Below are 14,684 nucleotides of genomic sequence, written 5' to 3'. Positions count from 1 at the left end.
CTTATTGACATGGCAAAAGACACTCTCAGCCTTACTGTTCTTAAGCAATATTTGAAAGACTGCCCAAGAGAAGAACTTGCCAAAGACATTGTCGAGCTTTGCAAGCGATTTCAACCTGTTAAGGATTATTATCAGCTCAAGCTAAACCCTGAAGATGAAACTCACGTCATTGCAAAGTACAAGCAGATCATTGAGCATGAGTTTTTTCCGACTCGCGGCTATGGCAAGGCGAGGCTTTCAGTTGCAAGAAAGGCAGTTTCTGAGTACAAAAAGCTGTGCAGAAATCCTGTAAATATGGCGGACATCATGCTCTTTTATGTAGAGCAGGGCGTGAAATTTACAAATGCTTATGGGGATATTGACGAACCTTTTTACAACAGCATGGAAAGTATGTATGGTGATGCCATAAAGTGGGTTACAAAAAATGAAATTCAAGATGGTTTTCAGAAGCGTTTTCAAAAAATTGTCAAGGATACATCCAACATAGGATGGGGCTTCCATGACACACTCTCGGAAATTTACGAAGAGGTCTATGGTGCTTAAGCGGTTGCCATCTTAGTGCATAATCTGTCCTTGATTAGTTTGGTGATGACTCACCTCGTTTGAACTCATTGTTCTATCAGGTTAATTCCTATGATTAAAAACGATACCTGGATTGCGCAAATGGCAGAGAAGGGCATGATTAGCCCCTTTGAACCGCAGCTAGTTAGAAAAGCCGATGGTTTACCTGTAATCTCTTATGGGCTAAGCAGCTATGGCTACGATCTGCGCCTCTCACCGTCCGAATTTCGGATTTTTAAGCACATTCCAGGTACAGTGGTTGATCCCAAAAACTTTAATCCAGCAAATTTAGAGCCTGCCCAATTGCATGAAGACAATGATGGTTATCACTTCATCTTACCTGCCCATTCCTATGGGTTAGGGGTTGCCCTCGAACGACTAGAAGTGCCCGAAAATGTGACGGTCGTTTGTATTGGTAAAAGCACCTACGCCCGTTGCGGCATCATCGCCAATCTGACACCCGCCGAAGCTGGTTGGCGCGGTTATCTGACGCTAGAGTTCTCTAACTCATCCAGTGCCGACTGTCGGATCTATGCCAATGAAGGCGTGGTGCAGTTGCTTTTCCTGGAGGGAGCACCCTGCGCGATCAGCTACGAAACCCGTCGTGGCAAGTATCAGGATCAGCCGGAGAAGGTGACGCTGGCAAGGGTTTGACGTTTGTAGGGACGTTATATGTAACGTCCCTACAAACGCCCAAAAAAAATTTGATTTCTGATTCCTCAACTTTGCGATCGCCGCCAGTTAAAAAAGCCTTCCAAAAAGTCTTGCCGTTTCGAGTTCTGCTGCCATCGAAGACGATGCCATTCAGCGGCAGTTTGTTGCATAATTTCGGCGAGAGAAGAAGAGGGTAGGACGAGAGCCGCGATCGCCTGAATTTTGATCTTTTGCTGCATGGCAAGGGCGATCGGGGCAATGAGTTCTTCTGCCTGCAAACCGACAATATGTGCGCCTAACAGCGAACCATTGCGATGCACGAGCAGCTTGCAAAATCCGGTTGTTTCGCCTTGAAGTTGGGCTTTCGTTAGCGCCTTGAACGACTGCTGGAGGACAACAACATCCTTGCCGAAACGTTGCATCGCAGAAGGCTCCGTATGTCCGATCCGTGCCAGGGGAGGAACCGTGGCAATGACCGATGGAACCGAACGATCGCTTATCTTGGCAATCGGCAGAAAAAGTGCATTTTTGAGGGCAGTGTTTGCGTCGGCGATCGCTTGATGAGAGGTGTAAGCGCCATCAAACTGACTCCGACAGGCATAAATGTGAGGGTTCGATGTTTGCAGTTTGGCGTTCACGATCACGTTTGAGGCAGACATCTTGACATTGGCAGCTTCAAGATTGAGCGTTTTCCAGTCAAGGGGGGTGGCAGTCGTCAGAATAATTTCGCTGGCTTTGATCGCGTGATTACCCGCCTGCGCCCATTTGCTGTCATCAATGTGTCGCACTTGCGTTACGGTGGTGTCCGTTAAAACCTCAACACCCTCGGCTTCTAGCTGTGCCTGAAGCAAAAATGCGGCGTCTGAATCTTCGTCAGGCAGAATGCGGGGAGACGAAACGATCAGCGTGACTGCTTGCCCCAACCGAACCAAGCTTTGCGCCAGTTCAACGCCGATCGCGTCGTTGCCAATAACCACCAAGCGCTGCAACGCCTCAAATGCTGGCATCTTTTGCAGTACGGTGTTGGCATGCAAATAGCCGACTGTTGCCAAGCCATCAATGTTTGGGAGAGCAAGAGGCGCAGGTACAGCATAGCGAGAGGCAGACGTTTTGACGATAACGGGGAGTTGCTCGATCGCAAGCAAGTATGCGCGCGATCGCAGCGCGCGATCGTTCACCCTAAAGCCCAACGTTGGCTTACGATGAAACTCACCACAGCCAGAAAGCACGTCAACGCCCATTGCAGAAAGGGCTGAAGGAGACAGGGGATCAGCGATCGCCAACGCTGCTGCCTTTGACCAGCGTTGTGTCTGCTCCCAAGCCGTTGCTACCGAGGGCAAAGCCACTTCATCCCACAAGCCTAGCTGTGCTGCCCGTTGCTTCTGGTAGAGCGTTTGCCCAACCTCGCTTAAAACACGCGTGCCAAACCCATCACTAACGGCTGAGCACCCTTGCTCAACCAGTGCTACACGGGCTTTGAGATTGGCGGCCGCAATGGCTGCATGGATGCCAGCCGCGCTGCTACCGATAACGACGAGATCGTAATCAACAGGCATAAAAAGAGTTTTGAGTTAAAAATTTGAGTTACAAAATGGCATTTACTGCTCAAACTAACCCTATTCTCCATTGGAAAGGATCTGCCTCAATCCGTCCAGTAATCGCTGATTTTCGGCCTCGGTGCGAATGGCAACGCGGAAGTAGCGATCGCCCAACTCAGGAAAACTCAGACAATCTCGAATTAAGATCTGGTACCGTTGCAGGAGTTCTGTTTGGAGTTGTACAACTGATCGCGCTGACTTCACCAGTAAGAAATTCGCTGCTCCTAGATAGGGTTGTAATCCCGGTAAAGCAGACAAATCCTTGAACAGTAAAGGCTTTGCGGCGGCTAACCACTGCCATGTCTGTTGCTGAAACACAGTATCCTTTACCATCACGGCACCTGCTGCGGCTGCCAGTGCATTCACAGACCAGGGATCGCGCCATGCTTGCCAGCGCTGGAGTCGATCGGGATGAGCGATCGCATAGCCCAGGCGTAGTCCTGGCAAACTGTAAAACTTGGTGAGCGATCGCAGCACCACCAGATTTGGATACTCCACTACCAGATCAATCACGCTCTGCTGCTCATCTGGTGGCAAGAAATCCATAAATGCTTCATCCACGACCACGAGAGCATAATCGTCGGGAAGGGATGCTAATGCCTTTGAAAACAGCTTCCCGGTTGGGTTATGCGGGTTGTTAAGCAATAAACCAGCCGCTTTTCTAAGAAACAGACTTTCAAGATCGCCAGAGATAAGCGGTTTGCTCAACTCCCACGTTCCATTAGCGAATGGTTCTAGAGGACATGCCCTTACCGTTGCGTTGAACGCTTTAAGCGCACGCTGATAGTCGCTAAAGGCAGGTGTAACCAGGCAGGTAACATCTAGAGCGGCGAGATCCCGGCATGCCCAGGTTAAAAGTTCAGCGGCACCGTTCCCAGGCAGAATGTACTCTGAGGGAATTTGGTGGAACTCGCTAAGCGCCAATCGCAGTTCGCGGTACTGGGGATCAGGATACGCTTTGAGATCGCTTAAGTGCGTTTGAATAGTGGCGATCGCGGAAGCAGGTGGACCGAGCGGGTTAATACTGGCAGAAAAATCCAGAATGGCAGAGGGGGAACAGTCCGCAAGTGACGCTGCCCAAACTAAATTCCCCCCATGCGATGGACGCTTAACCGATGGCTGAGTCAAATGGCGTCATCAAAACGGTGCTCTTTTAGTGTTGCTGATTCTAGAGGGTAAAAGGAGGCTGGAGGCAAAAAACTTATTTCAACACACCTCACGTTTCAGCAACTCCCTTACTTCTTCTCCGGCGCAACCTTCTCTCTAAACAATTTTCCAGCCGAAAAGGCTGGCACTTTGGTCGCAGGAATGTCCATTTTGTCTCCCGTTTTGGGGTTGCGACCTTCACGGGCTTTGCGCTCTCGTGATTCAAACGACCCAAAGCCAACTAGTGTTACTTTACTCCCATCGCTCACGGCTTCAACGATCGCTTCTAGAGCTGCCGTCAACACAGCATCTGCCTGCTTTTTCGTCACGCTGGCCTTATCTGCCACCGCATCTACTAGCTCTCCCTTGTTCATAGGTTCTCCTTGGGTTTTTAGGGCGTAACACACTGTTCATCGAAGTTTTGAGTGAAGGGCGGCGATCGAAAACCTGACAAGGATTTTCAATAAAATGGCTGAAACACGCATCCACTCTAACTTTCAATGCCCTATTCTAAAGCGTTCCTCTGGCTCTTGATCTACGAAACCTTTAAGTTATATGGCTTTTGGGACTTTTTTGCTGATTCTAGGTGCTTGTAGCCATAAGGAGGGCATATGAGTGGGGGAAAGGGGGAGTATCAGTAAAGGGAGGGAGAAGACAGTTTTGAGTTAAGAGTTCTGAGTCGCTTCTGCCTCCTGTCTTCCTCACACCAACGATCGCAGCCGCTGAATCAGCTTCTCCGCTGGCACCACGCCTTCAATGCGCTCTACAGGTTGCCCTTGCTTAAACAACACCAGCGTGGGCAGCGCTTGAATTTGATGCTCTGTAGCGATTTGCGGATATTTATCGGTATCAATCTTAATCACCTTCACCTGATGCTTCATTTGAGCATTTACTTGCTCTAAAATGCCCGCCATCATTTGACAAGGACCGCACCACGTTGCGTAAAAATCAACCAAAACAGGCAAGTCTGAACCAGAGAGCAACTCTTCAAAGCTATCAAACTGCTTTTTTACTGCCATCGTTCAATTCTCCAGTGCGATCGTTTAATCCTGGCTTTGCTCTCTACGATCGCGCCTCATATCTCTCCTACCGCTAAAACCCAACACTTTCTTAATCCTTGCAATCAACGTTCTCCTCTGCTCCCTCTGCCCATCCACGCCCATTCCCCCTTTCCCCTATGATTCAGTAAGCGACATTTGGAGAGAGAACTATGGAAGCACTGCCAACCGACCTGCAACGGCTACACGGGAAAGTGGCGATCGTCACAGGCGCTTCACGCGGGATCGGTCGTGCGACAGCGCTGGCGTTAGCAGCAGAAGGGGCAAGCGTTGTTGTAAACTACGCCAGTTCACGCGAGTCTGCCGATCAGGTAGTGGCAGAGATTGAGGCAATGGGCAGTCAGGCGATCGCGCTCCCGGCAGACGTATCTAAAGCCGAGCAGGTGGATGGTTTAATCAATGCCGTCATGGAGAAGTGGGGGCAGGTGGATATTCTGGTGAACAATGCTGGCATTACCCGCGATACGCTGCTGCTGCGGATGAAACCCGAAGATTGGCAAGCAGTGATTGACCTCAACTTAACTGGGGTCTTTTTGTGTACCCGTGCGGTGAGCAAGATTATGTTGAAGCAGCGATCAGGGCGTATTATCAACATCACCTCGGTTGCAGGACAAATGGGCAATCCCGGTCAGGCAAACTACAGTGCGGCGAAAGCAGGGGTCATTGGTTTTACCAAAACGGTGGCAAAAGAACTAGCAACCCGTAGCATTACCGTCAACGCAGTCGCTCCTGGCTTTATCGAAACCGACATGACTGTTGACCTAAAAGCAGAGGGCATCCTGCAATTTATTCCCTTAGGACGCTATGGCAAGCCTGAAGAAGTGGCAGGTTTGATCCGCTTTTTAGCGGCTGATCCGGCGGCTGCCTACATTACGGGACAGGTGATGAATGTGGATGGCGGTATGGTGATGGCTTAAGGGGCAAAAGGCAGGAGGCAGAGGGCAGAAGTAAAGAGGAAGGATGAGGGATGAAGGCTAAAGGATGAAGGATGAAGGCTAAAAGCTAACCGCTGACGGCTAGACAATGGCTCAAATGGTAATGACGACTTTGCCAAAGTGCGCACCGCTTTCGAGGTACTGCATAGCTTCTTTGGCCTCAGAAAAGGGGAAGGTGCGATCGATGACTGGATGTAGCTTATGTAAGGCGATCGCCCGATTCAGCGCCTCAAAGTGATCGCGGGAGCCAACATAGATGCCTTGGACGCACACATGCTTATGCAGAATGGCGCTGGTTTTCACATCTCCTGCCGTGCCCGTCAGCACGCCGATCAGGGCAATTCTCCCTCCATAGCGGACGGCTCTGAGCGACTGAGACAGGGTACTGGAGCCACCCACTTCCACTACATGATCAACGCCTCTGCCGTCAGTCAGATTCCAGGCCACTTCTTCCCAGTTGGGCGTGGTTTTGTAGTTGATACCACTGGCGGCCCCTAGCTGGTTTGCCCGCTCTAGCTTGGCATCACTGCTACTGGTGATAATAACCGTTGCACCTATTAGGTGGGCAAATTGCAGCGCAAAGAGTGAAACACCGCCTGTGCCTTGCAGCAAAACGGTGTCACCCGCTTTTAACTGCCCTTCGGCAACCAGAGCATTCCAGGCTGTGACGGCGGCACACGGTAGCGTTGCCGCTTCCTCGTAGGAAAGATGAGCAGGAATTTTCACCAAGCCCTGTTCATCGAACACAACGTACTCTGCCAGCACGCCATCGATCGCGCCACCCAATGCCGATTTCGACTTCTCTGATGTGAGTTCGCCTGCCAAAAACGTTTGCATAAAGATGCCTGCCACTCGATCGCCCACCTGCACACGGCTCACACCCGTACCGACCGCAACCACTTCGCCCGCACCATCCGACAGCGGCACGATCGGCTGTACTTCCTGGGAACCATACGCGCCTTTCGCTACCAGCAAATCTCGATAGTTCAACGAGGCGGCGTGCATTTTTACCAACACTTGCCCTGCTTGTGGTTGGGGATCAGGCCGCTCGACCAACGTCACGGCATCCAATCCAGGTCGATCGCTCCGTAATTCATACACTTGCATAGAAAACTCCTAAAAGGGTTGAGGGCGTGGGAAAGCGGGGGAGGCAAGGGAAGCGAGGGAGAAAGGGAAGATTTAAGTTTTAAGCTTTGAATTCTGAGTTGCGCTAGAGAGATTGGATTGATCCCCTACTTCCCTTGCTCCCTCTGCTTCCTCTGCCTCCCCACTCCCTCTGCCTCCCCATCTCCCCCTGCTTCCCCGACTTTCACCTCTTTACGAACACCTTCATTCTGAGAGCCAGCCTACTGTTTGACAAGTACGCACAATTTTGTAGAGTACTATCAAAAAGTATCCTACCTAAAGATGCTATGGGAAAACGACAGTATGACTGCCGCTACGGTTGCGCTGTGGAAGCCACGCTAGATGTCATTGGCGGACGCTGGAAAGGGGTGATTCTTTTTCACCTGATGGAAGGCACCAAGCGGTTTAATGAACTGCATCGGCTGATCGACGGTTGTACTCAACGGATGTTGACCTTGCAATTGCGGGAGCTAGAGCAGGACGGGGTGGTCTTACGGACGGTTTATGCAGAGGTGCCGCCCAAAGTGGAATATTCGCTCACGGAGTTTGGTCGCAGCCTAGAGCCGATTTTGCTGCTCATGCGGACGTGGGGCGAGCAATACACCAGCCAGTTAACGCAGCAGAAGCAAACCCACGCGAGCGATCGCGCTTCTGTAGACTCCACCGCCTTACCTCAAAATCTGCTCACCCCAAAATCTGCTCACAAAGGGATTACCTTGTGAATTCTTAGCACTCGATCGCAGAGAGTGCTAAAGTCAATGTGGAGAACTGAGCGAGTAGTTATGGCAAAAATTGTTGTCTTTAATGACGAATCGCGGCAGGCATTAGAGCGAGGCGTGAATGCGCTGGCAGATGCCGTTCGCGTGACCTTGGGCCCCAAAGGGCGTAACGTCCTTTTGGAAAAGAAGTATGGCGCACCCCAGATTGTGAATGACGGCGTGACGATCGCCCGCGAAATTGAGCTAGAAGATCCGCTTGAGAACACAGGTGCTTCCTTGATTCGGGAAGTTGCTTCCAAGACGAAAGATTTAGCAGGCGATGGCACCACCACTGCTACTGTGCTGGCACAAGCCATGATCCGCGAAGGCATGAAAAATGTCGCCGCTGGGACAAATCCGGTTGCCCTCCGTCGCGGCATTGAGAAAGCCGTGATCAAGCTGGTGGATGAAATTCAGGCAGTCGCCAAGCCCGTGGAAGGAAACGCGATCGCCCAGGTCGCTACCGTTTCATCCGGCAACGATGAAGAAGTCGGCGCGATGATTGCTGAAGCAATGGATAAAGTTGGCAAAGATGGCGTGATCACCGTCGAAGAATCCAAATCGCTCAACACCGAGCTGGATTTGGTGGAAGGGATGCAGATCGATCGCGGCTACATCTCCCCCTACTTTGTCACCGACGCTGAGCGGATGATTACCGAACTGGACAATGCACTCATTCTGCTGGCTGACAAAAAAATTAGCTCCATTCAGGATTTGATTCCGGTACTGGAGAAAATCGCGCGATCGGGGCAGCCCTTGTTGGTCATTGCCGAAGACGTAGAAGGCGAAGCGTTAGCAACCCTGGTGGTAAACCGTTTGCGCGGCGTACTAAACGCCACTGCAATCAAGGCACCCGGCTTTGGCGAACGCCGTAAAGCCATGCTGCAAGACATTGCCGTTCTCACGGGTGGGTCGGTTGTTTCCGAAGAAATCGGACTCAGCCTCGACACCGTCACCCTCGAAATGCTGGGCAAAGCGCAGAAGATTACCATCACAAAGGATTCCACCACGATCGTCTCTGGCGTTGAGAACACAAAAGACATCGAGCAGCGCGTAGCCCAACTTCGTAGAGAACTTGAACGCAGCGATTCCGAATACGACAAAGAGAAGCTCCAAGAGCGCATTGCCAAACTGGCAGGTGGCGTGGCGGTCATCAAAGTTGGTGCGGCAACCGAAACGGAACTTAAAAGCCGCAAGCTCCGCATTGAAGATGCCCTCAATGCAACGAAAGCAGCGGTGGAAGAAGGCATTGTTCCTGGCGGCGGCACAACGCTGATTCACCTCATCCCCAAGCTGGCTGAGTTTAGCAACAGCCTGAGTGCAGAAGAGCAAGTTGGTGCAAACATCCTCATCAAAGCGCTAGAAGCCCCCCTGCGTCAGATTGCAGACAACTCTGGCGTTGAAGGCACTGTTGTGGTCGAGAAGGTTCGTACCGCTGACTTCAACATCGGCTACAACGCACTTACCAATGTCTACGAAGACCTGATTGCAGCCGGTATTGTCGATCCTGCTAAGGTGGTGCGCTCTGCGATTCAAGATGCCGCATCGATTGCAGGCATGGTGCTGACCACCGAAGCCCTCGTCGTCGAGAAGCCTGAACCCAAAGCAGTGGCTAGTGCCCCCGATATGGGCGGCATGGGCGGCATGGGTGGCATGGGTGGTATGGGCGGCATGGGTGGCATGGGGATGATGTAGTCCCTTATCGCTTCATGACGACTGACACAAACCTCGGAGGTTTTAATAGGCATGACGCATTAAACAATGTCGCTGCTTAAACCTCCGAGGTTTTGATTATTGGGTATAGCGGCTTACTGCCTTGATAAGCGCTGGATTTTTTGACCACCCAAAAGCTCATGCGCCTCGGTTAAAAGCGTGGGAATTTTGGCGGCATGAGGGCTGTTGGCAAGACATTGCCGCAAATCGAGTTCTGCAATCCGATCGCCGCTTGCACCCGGAAACCAGTGGCTCCCCTGCCCCAACAGGTTGTAGCGCATCTTGCCAAAGTCCACCATGTCGTAGGCGATCGCCAGATTCCGTAGCCACAGCATCACAGGAATATTTAAGCCACCAGGCGTTTCGGCGGGGGTTGGTAAGCCCACATGCCAGGTTTGCATCCATTCTGCACCCAGACGCTCGATCGCGGCTTGCTCCAGTCGCTCGACAATTGGCGGGAGAAGTTCCGAAGCGCGATCGAGTAACGCCAGCGTTTTCAGATGTTCATCAAAATCTTGTGGCTTGGCAGCACCGACGCTGAGCGTATGCACCTGAGGATGGCTGAGGCAAAACAGATCGTTGAAGACGATCGGACTCAGCGGCGTACACAAGTCCACCAGCCGTTGCGGTGCTTGAAAGAGCATGCCACCCTTTTCAGATGGGCTAATGATGAAAACGCCCATATCGTGACGAGTGGCGGCTTCAATGGCAGACCAGTTCGTTTGATTGATGTAGTACCAGTGCAGGTTCACATAGTCGAACTGGTCAGTGGCGATCGCCTGCTCAATCACGTTTGTCGGCCCATGCGTTGAAAAGCCTACAAAGCGGACTTTACCCTGTTTTTGCAACGTGCGAACCACATCCAGGCAACCACCCGGACGGATGCAAAAATCCAGCAACTCAGGCGTATTGATGCCATGTAAGCCCAATAGATCGACGTAATCCAGCTTTAGGTATGCCAGCGATTGGTCAAACGTGCGCCGAAACGCTTTAGCATCCGCCACCGGAGAAATTTTTGTTTGCACGATCAGTTTCTCACGGGGAAGCGCTGGCAAAATCTGCCCTAGCTGCATTTCCGACGTGCCATAGCCTCGTGCCGTTTCGATATGATTGATGCCCAATTCAAGCGATCTCCGGATCGTCGCCTCCAGATTCGCCTGGTTATCAGCTGGAATCTCTCGCAGCGAAACATCCTGCCACTTGTGCTGATACCTCATCCCACCGCACGAAAAAACAGGCATCGATAGTTCTGTGCGCCCAAACCGACGATACTGCATAGATATTTAATTCGACACTTCTGCCATTTCAATCACGTTGCCCTCATAATCCTTTACTAAAAAATTGAGCGGCTTCTCCTGGCGGATCTTGTGCTTCACATTTCGCATCTGCACTCGCAGTAGCACTTGCTCCAGGCAGTCACGATCGAAGCACACATGGCGTTGTCGATTCTTTTCGCCCATGCTGGCTCCCGAAATCACATGCAGTTGGGTATTCTTCTTGAGTTGATACCACAGTCCTTCTGGTGTGCTGGCAGTGTTGATGGTCGATCGCCCTAGCCCAGGTGTAACGTACAGAGGGTCGATCGCCGCAGTCCCTAATGATTGCTCGTAGTTGTAATAATAGTGGAGCGGAATATCCGCCGCTGGTAGCTCCAACAGCCCTTCGTAGAGGTTCCGCGCCAGTTGCACATCCGATACCATAATGGTGTGAACTTTCGGCGCACTGGTCAGAAACATCCACATCGCCACGGCATACGCCCCCAGTAGCATCACCATAATGCCCTGAGTTGAAAACAACGTATCCAGCCCAGGAATGGATGCCAGCGGTAACGATTGAACAAGAGCCAGAGTACTACGGATAAGCATGGTGGTGATTGAAACAGGGCAAACGATCGAAGAAGCTTGCTAAACGGCATTTGCAGGCAATGAGTTTAAGCACCTCTAACCATTGTATCAAGAACGTCTGTAGTGGGAAGTGGGGACGAAGGCGAAAGGCAGAGGGCAGAAGGATGAGGGATGAAGAGTGCAGGCTAAAGGCTAAAAAGCTGATAACTGAGGTTGATAGCTGACCGCTGACCGCTGAATCAACTCAAAACTCAAAGCTCTTAACGTTCACCCCTCACTGCTCTCCCTTCTCCCAATTTGTAAAAAAATCGTGTCAATTAGCCAAAAACGGCTTATATATGGGAGGTCATTCATTTCCACCACTAGCTGGTAACTTGGCTGTGTCCATTCCTACCTTTCCTGCAATTCCGTCATTTCCAGAGTGTAATCATCCCGTAGTCAAGGGGCTGACACACTATAGCGATCAAGATTTGCTGACGCTGTTTCAGCGGTATCCAGACTCTGGGCAGTACTTTACGGCGATTTTCTGTCGCTATAGCCCGATGGTTTACACGTTGATTCGGCATTCGGCTCGATCGCCCGTACAGGCAGACTACTTATTTGGAAACACCTGGCGGCATATCTTCCATGAGCTAGGCGGAGTCGATTTGCGAGGCGGCAGCAGCGAAAGTGAGGCTGGCATGACATTGCAAAGCTGGTTGATTAACGTGACAGCCATTTGCATTAATCGGGCTGAGTTGCCGCCTGTAGAAGCGATTCAATACAATCTCGAAGCCGCGCCGCCACCCCTGTGGTGCTATATCGAACGAGCGCTCGATCAAATGCCACCAACGCTACGGCTCGTTGTGCTGATGGCGCAAACCTTCAACTGGAGCGAAACGCGGATTTCGGCTTACTTGCGGGCAGAGGGTGAAGTGATGTCTCCCACAGAGGTACGATCGCAGGTGCAGGAAGGCTATCGCTTGCTGGAGGCAACCTTACCAGAAGATGTGCGCACCATCTACCTGGAAGGGAATTCTAGAAGCGGGTTGGGGTTTAGTGCTGCTTTAATGGAACCAAGCGTTGAGTAGGTACCCATGCCTCGCCCATCCACCAATCACTCGTTAGAGGCAGGATGATGAATCGTTGGAGCCTGAGCCTTTTGAGCCAATCGGTTGTTCTGAGTGCGATCGCGCTCTTCGCGCCGACCGTCGGTGCTGCCGATTTAAATCAGTCGTTGCAGTTGAATCGGCAAATGTCCGTACCGCTGAACAACGGTACACAGGGGGCATCCAGGAATGAAGCCGATCGACTGCTGCAATTGGGTAAAGACCAGGAATTTGATGGTTCATTACTCGATGCAGTGGAGTCGTGGCAGCAGGCGTTGAGGCTTTACCAAAACCTGGTCGATCGCTCTGGTGAGGCGCTGGCTTACGGTTACCTTGGCTCGGCATACTCTCGCCTGGGACGCTCGGTCGAAGCGGAAGATGTGCTGCGCCGACAGTTGGCGATCGCGCGCGATGAGCAAGACTTTCAAGGGCAAATCTATGCTTTGAATAGCCTCGGTAGAGTGCTGGCAAAACGGGGTGGCATTACGTCAGCCACATCGCTGTTTAACGAAGCCCTTGCCATTTCAACCAGCATTAACAGTGCAGATGGAGCCGCGTTAACGCACGATAGTTTGGGGCTATTAGCCGTAGGTCTCGGCGATCGCGATCGTGCCCTTGAGGAATACAACATTGCTCTGGCCGCCGCTCGTCGAGCCAGTAGCACCAAACGAGAAGCCACGAGCTTGAACAATTTGGGCGACCTGTACCAGGCAGAAGGGCAGTACCGTGACTCCATGAAGTATTACGGGTTGGCAGTCAGGCTAAGTGATATTAGTCGCGATCGCCCCAACCAGTTTCGCGCGATCGATGGTATGGTTGTTGCTCTCAAAGCGATTGGAGACTATAGACAATCCATCGAATTGCTGAATCAACGGCTGCGCGTAGCACAGATGCTAGAGAACGATCAACAGGAACTAACCTCGCTGCAAACGTTGGGGGAACTGTACGAAACAGTAGGCGACTATCCTAAGGCGAAGCAGAGCTATCAACAGGCCGTTGAAGTTGCCCGTAACCTTGACGATAGCCAGCAAGAGAGCATTTTACGAGAAAGGCTCGTTAGCCTGACGCGAAAGTAGAGAGAAAGGCGCATGTTTCAATTTCTCACCAAGCTAGATTATTTGCTGCGCGAGACGCTGCTGGGCCTGCGACGCGGCGGTTGGATGAATTGGGCCGCTATCAGCACTGTGACCGTTTTGCTCTTTTTGTTTGGGGTAAGTCTTCAGGCATCGTGGCAACTGGAAGGACTGCTGAACCAGTTTGGGAGCCAGCTGGAAGTCTCGGTCTATCTGGATACAGGCGTGCAAGCCGATACACTGAACTCGATCGTGGCTACCATACCAGGGGTGGCCGAAACACAGGCTGTTTCCAAAGAAGCCGCTTGGGCAGCACTGGTAAAGGATTTAGGCGTATCTGACATTAATGGTGCTACCAAACAGTTGGATGGCAATCCGCTCGTGGATCAGCTTAAAGTTAAGGCTCGATCGCCGCAGGATGTCCCCGCGATCGCCCAGAAGCTGTCGAAGCTGGAAGGTGTTGATGAAGTACAGTATGTAGACGAAGCCGTGCAACGTGTCACTCAACTGAATCGAGGCTTAAGTTGGGTTAGCCTCACCATCACAACCCTGCTAACCCTCACCGCAATGGCCGTAATTACCACTACCATTCGCCTCATTGTTATGTCGCGCAAGCGGGAAATTGAAGTCATGCAGCTTGTAGGCGCGACGACAAGTTGGATCTATCTGCCATTCATCCTCCAAGGCGTCACGTTTGGCATTTCCGGGGCAGTCTTGTCTTGGGGACTCATCAGCAGCATGCAGCACTTTCTCAATAGCCTACTCGCCCAGCAGCCCGAATTTGTTCAGTTCCTAGCGAATGGAGTACAAATCAGCCCGCTACGCATGATTCTTTTGCCCCTAATTTTGCTAGGGTTTGGCAGTTCTGTCGGAGTCATGGGCAGTCTCTTCGCTGTGCGACGCATCGCGGCTAAGTGAAGGATGGGGGTAGAGTTGATTTAGGCCATTTCCAGAAGCATTTATACTTATCAATGGTAGGGGTTCAGCATGCAGCCAACAGTCTTCGCGATCGGTCAGAGCTGATCTGTCGCATGCTAAACCCGTACAGGGGTAATATCTTTCTCAGAAATCTCCTCAGTACACGTCACCACAAAAGGGGTACGGAATTCAAGCTGCCGTGGCATGAACTGG

At 51.6% G+C, this 14,684-nt stretch carries 15 protein-coding genes; 8 read left to right on the top strand and 7 right to left on the bottom strand.

Features of this window, described 5'->3' with window-relative positions; all coding sequences use genetic code 11:
- The first annotated feature begins 9 nt into the window (after positions 1 to 9).
- Both AC5JLP_RS26120 and dcd read left to right on the top strand, forming a co-directional pair.
- Positions 10 to 543 carry a DUF6155 family protein gene (locus tag AC5JLP_RS26120; RefSeq protein ID WP_496070765.1) on the top strand — a complete coding sequence of 178 codons (534 nt, stop codon included), beginning with the start codon at positions 10 to 12 and terminating at the stop codon, positions 541 to 543.
- Between the two features lie 90 nt (positions 544 to 633).
- Complete coding sequence (gene dcd / locus AC5JLP_RS26115; protein ID WP_496070764.1) at positions 634 to 1,215, top strand: dCTP deaminase; 582 nt, start codon at positions 634 to 636, stop codon at positions 1,213 to 1,215.
- Between the two features lie 65 nt (positions 1,216 to 1,280).
- Here the strand turns inward: dcd and AC5JLP_RS26110 are convergent, their stop codons facing one another.
- From AC5JLP_RS26110 to trxA, 4 genes are all read right to left on the bottom strand, one after another.
- The gene (locus AC5JLP_RS26110; RefSeq protein WP_496070763.1) at positions 1,281 to 2,771 is read right to left on the bottom strand and encodes an FAD-dependent oxidoreductase; all 1,491 of its coding nucleotides are present in this window, start codon (positions 2,769 to 2,771) and stop codon (positions 1,281 to 1,283) included.
- 60 nt (positions 2,772 to 2,831) lie between these two features.
- Complete coding sequence (gene cobD, locus AC5JLP_RS26105) at positions 2,832 to 3,941, bottom strand: threonine-phosphate decarboxylase CobD (protein ID WP_496070762.1); 1,110 nt, start codon at positions 3,939 to 3,941, stop codon at positions 2,832 to 2,834.
- 107 nt (positions 3,942 to 4,048) lie between these two features.
- A complete protein-coding gene (locus tag AC5JLP_RS26100) occupies positions 4,049 to 4,366 on the bottom strand; it encodes an HU family DNA-binding protein (RefSeq protein ID WP_496070761.1) in 318 nt (105 codons plus the stop codon).
- 294 nt (positions 4,367 to 4,660) lie between these two features.
- Entirely contained in the window at positions 4,661 to 4,978 is a 318-nt protein-coding gene (gene trxA / locus AC5JLP_RS26095; protein ID WP_496070760.1) for a thioredoxin, read from the bottom strand.
- 191 nt (positions 4,979 to 5,169) lie between these two features.
- On the opposite strand from trxA, the gene fabG reads away from it, so the two are divergent.
- Complete coding sequence (gene fabG, locus AC5JLP_RS26090) at positions 5,170 to 5,934, top strand: 3-oxoacyl-[acyl-carrier-protein] reductase (protein ID WP_496070759.1); 765 nt, start codon at positions 5,170 to 5,172, stop codon at positions 5,932 to 5,934.
- 111 nt (positions 5,935 to 6,045) lie between these two features.
- On the opposite strand, the gene AC5JLP_RS26085 is transcribed toward fabG, so the two are convergent.
- Positions 6,046 to 7,059: a zinc-dependent alcohol dehydrogenase family protein gene (locus tag AC5JLP_RS26085; protein WP_496070758.1), complete on the bottom strand. Its 1,014-nt coding sequence runs from the start codon at positions 7,057 to 7,059 to the stop codon at positions 6,046 to 6,048.
- A gap of 305 nt (positions 7,060 to 7,364) precedes the next feature.
- Here AC5JLP_RS26085 and AC5JLP_RS26080 point away from each other — a divergent pair, with 305 nt between their 5' ends.
- Together AC5JLP_RS26080 and groL are read left to right on the top strand one after the other, a co-directional pair.
- The gene (locus AC5JLP_RS26080; protein ID WP_496070757.1) at positions 7,365 to 7,799 is read left to right on the top strand and encodes a winged helix-turn-helix transcriptional regulator; all 435 of its coding nucleotides are present in this window, start codon (positions 7,365 to 7,367) and stop codon (positions 7,797 to 7,799) included.
- Between the two features lie 60 nt (positions 7,800 to 7,859).
- Complete coding sequence (gene groL, locus AC5JLP_RS26075) at positions 7,860 to 9,530, top strand: chaperonin GroEL (protein WP_496070756.1); 1,671 nt, start codon at positions 7,860 to 7,862, stop codon at positions 9,528 to 9,530.
- A gap of 113 nt (positions 9,531 to 9,643) precedes the next feature.
- Here the strand turns inward: groL and AC5JLP_RS26070 are convergent, their stop codons facing one another.
- Together AC5JLP_RS26070 and AC5JLP_RS26065 are read right to left on the bottom strand one after the other, a co-directional pair.
- Positions 9,644 to 10,825 (bottom strand): aldo/keto reductase, encoded by a 1,182-nt coding sequence (locus AC5JLP_RS26070; RefSeq protein ID WP_496070755.1) that lies wholly within the window; start codon positions 10,823 to 10,825, stop codon positions 9,644 to 9,646.
- Between the two features lie 6 nt (positions 10,826 to 10,831).
- The gene (locus tag AC5JLP_RS26065) at positions 10,832 to 11,413 is read right to left on the bottom strand and encodes a VOC family protein (protein WP_496070754.1); all 582 of its coding nucleotides are present in this window, start codon (positions 11,411 to 11,413) and stop codon (positions 10,832 to 10,834) included.
- A 317-nt stretch (positions 11,414 to 11,730) separates the two neighbouring features.
- Between AC5JLP_RS26065 and AC5JLP_RS26060 the strand changes: the two genes are divergently transcribed.
- The 3 genes from AC5JLP_RS26060 to AC5JLP_RS26050 are packed head-to-tail and all read left to right on the top strand — an operon-like array spanning position 11,731 to position 14,471.
- A complete protein-coding gene (locus AC5JLP_RS26060) occupies positions 11,731 to 12,462 on the top strand; it encodes an RNA polymerase sigma factor (RefSeq protein ID WP_496070753.1) in 732 nt (243 codons plus the stop codon).
- A gap of 44 nt (positions 12,463 to 12,506) precedes the next feature.
- Positions 12,507 to 13,556 carry a tetratricopeptide repeat protein gene (locus AC5JLP_RS26055; RefSeq protein ID WP_496070752.1) on the top strand — a complete coding sequence of 350 codons (1,050 nt, stop codon included), beginning with the start codon at positions 12,507 to 12,509 and terminating at the stop codon, positions 13,554 to 13,556.
- A gap of 12 nt (positions 13,557 to 13,568) precedes the next feature.
- Complete coding sequence (locus AC5JLP_RS26050; protein WP_496070751.1) at positions 13,569 to 14,471, top strand: cell division protein FtsX; 903 nt, start codon at positions 13,569 to 13,571, stop codon at positions 14,469 to 14,471.
- Positions 14,472 to 14,684: the final 213 nt, after the last annotated feature.

The sequence above is a fragment of the Stenomitos rutilans genome, assembly GCF_059505485.1.
Note: the sequence above shows the minus strand (reverse complement) of the source record. Positions and strands in the feature narration are given on the sequence as shown.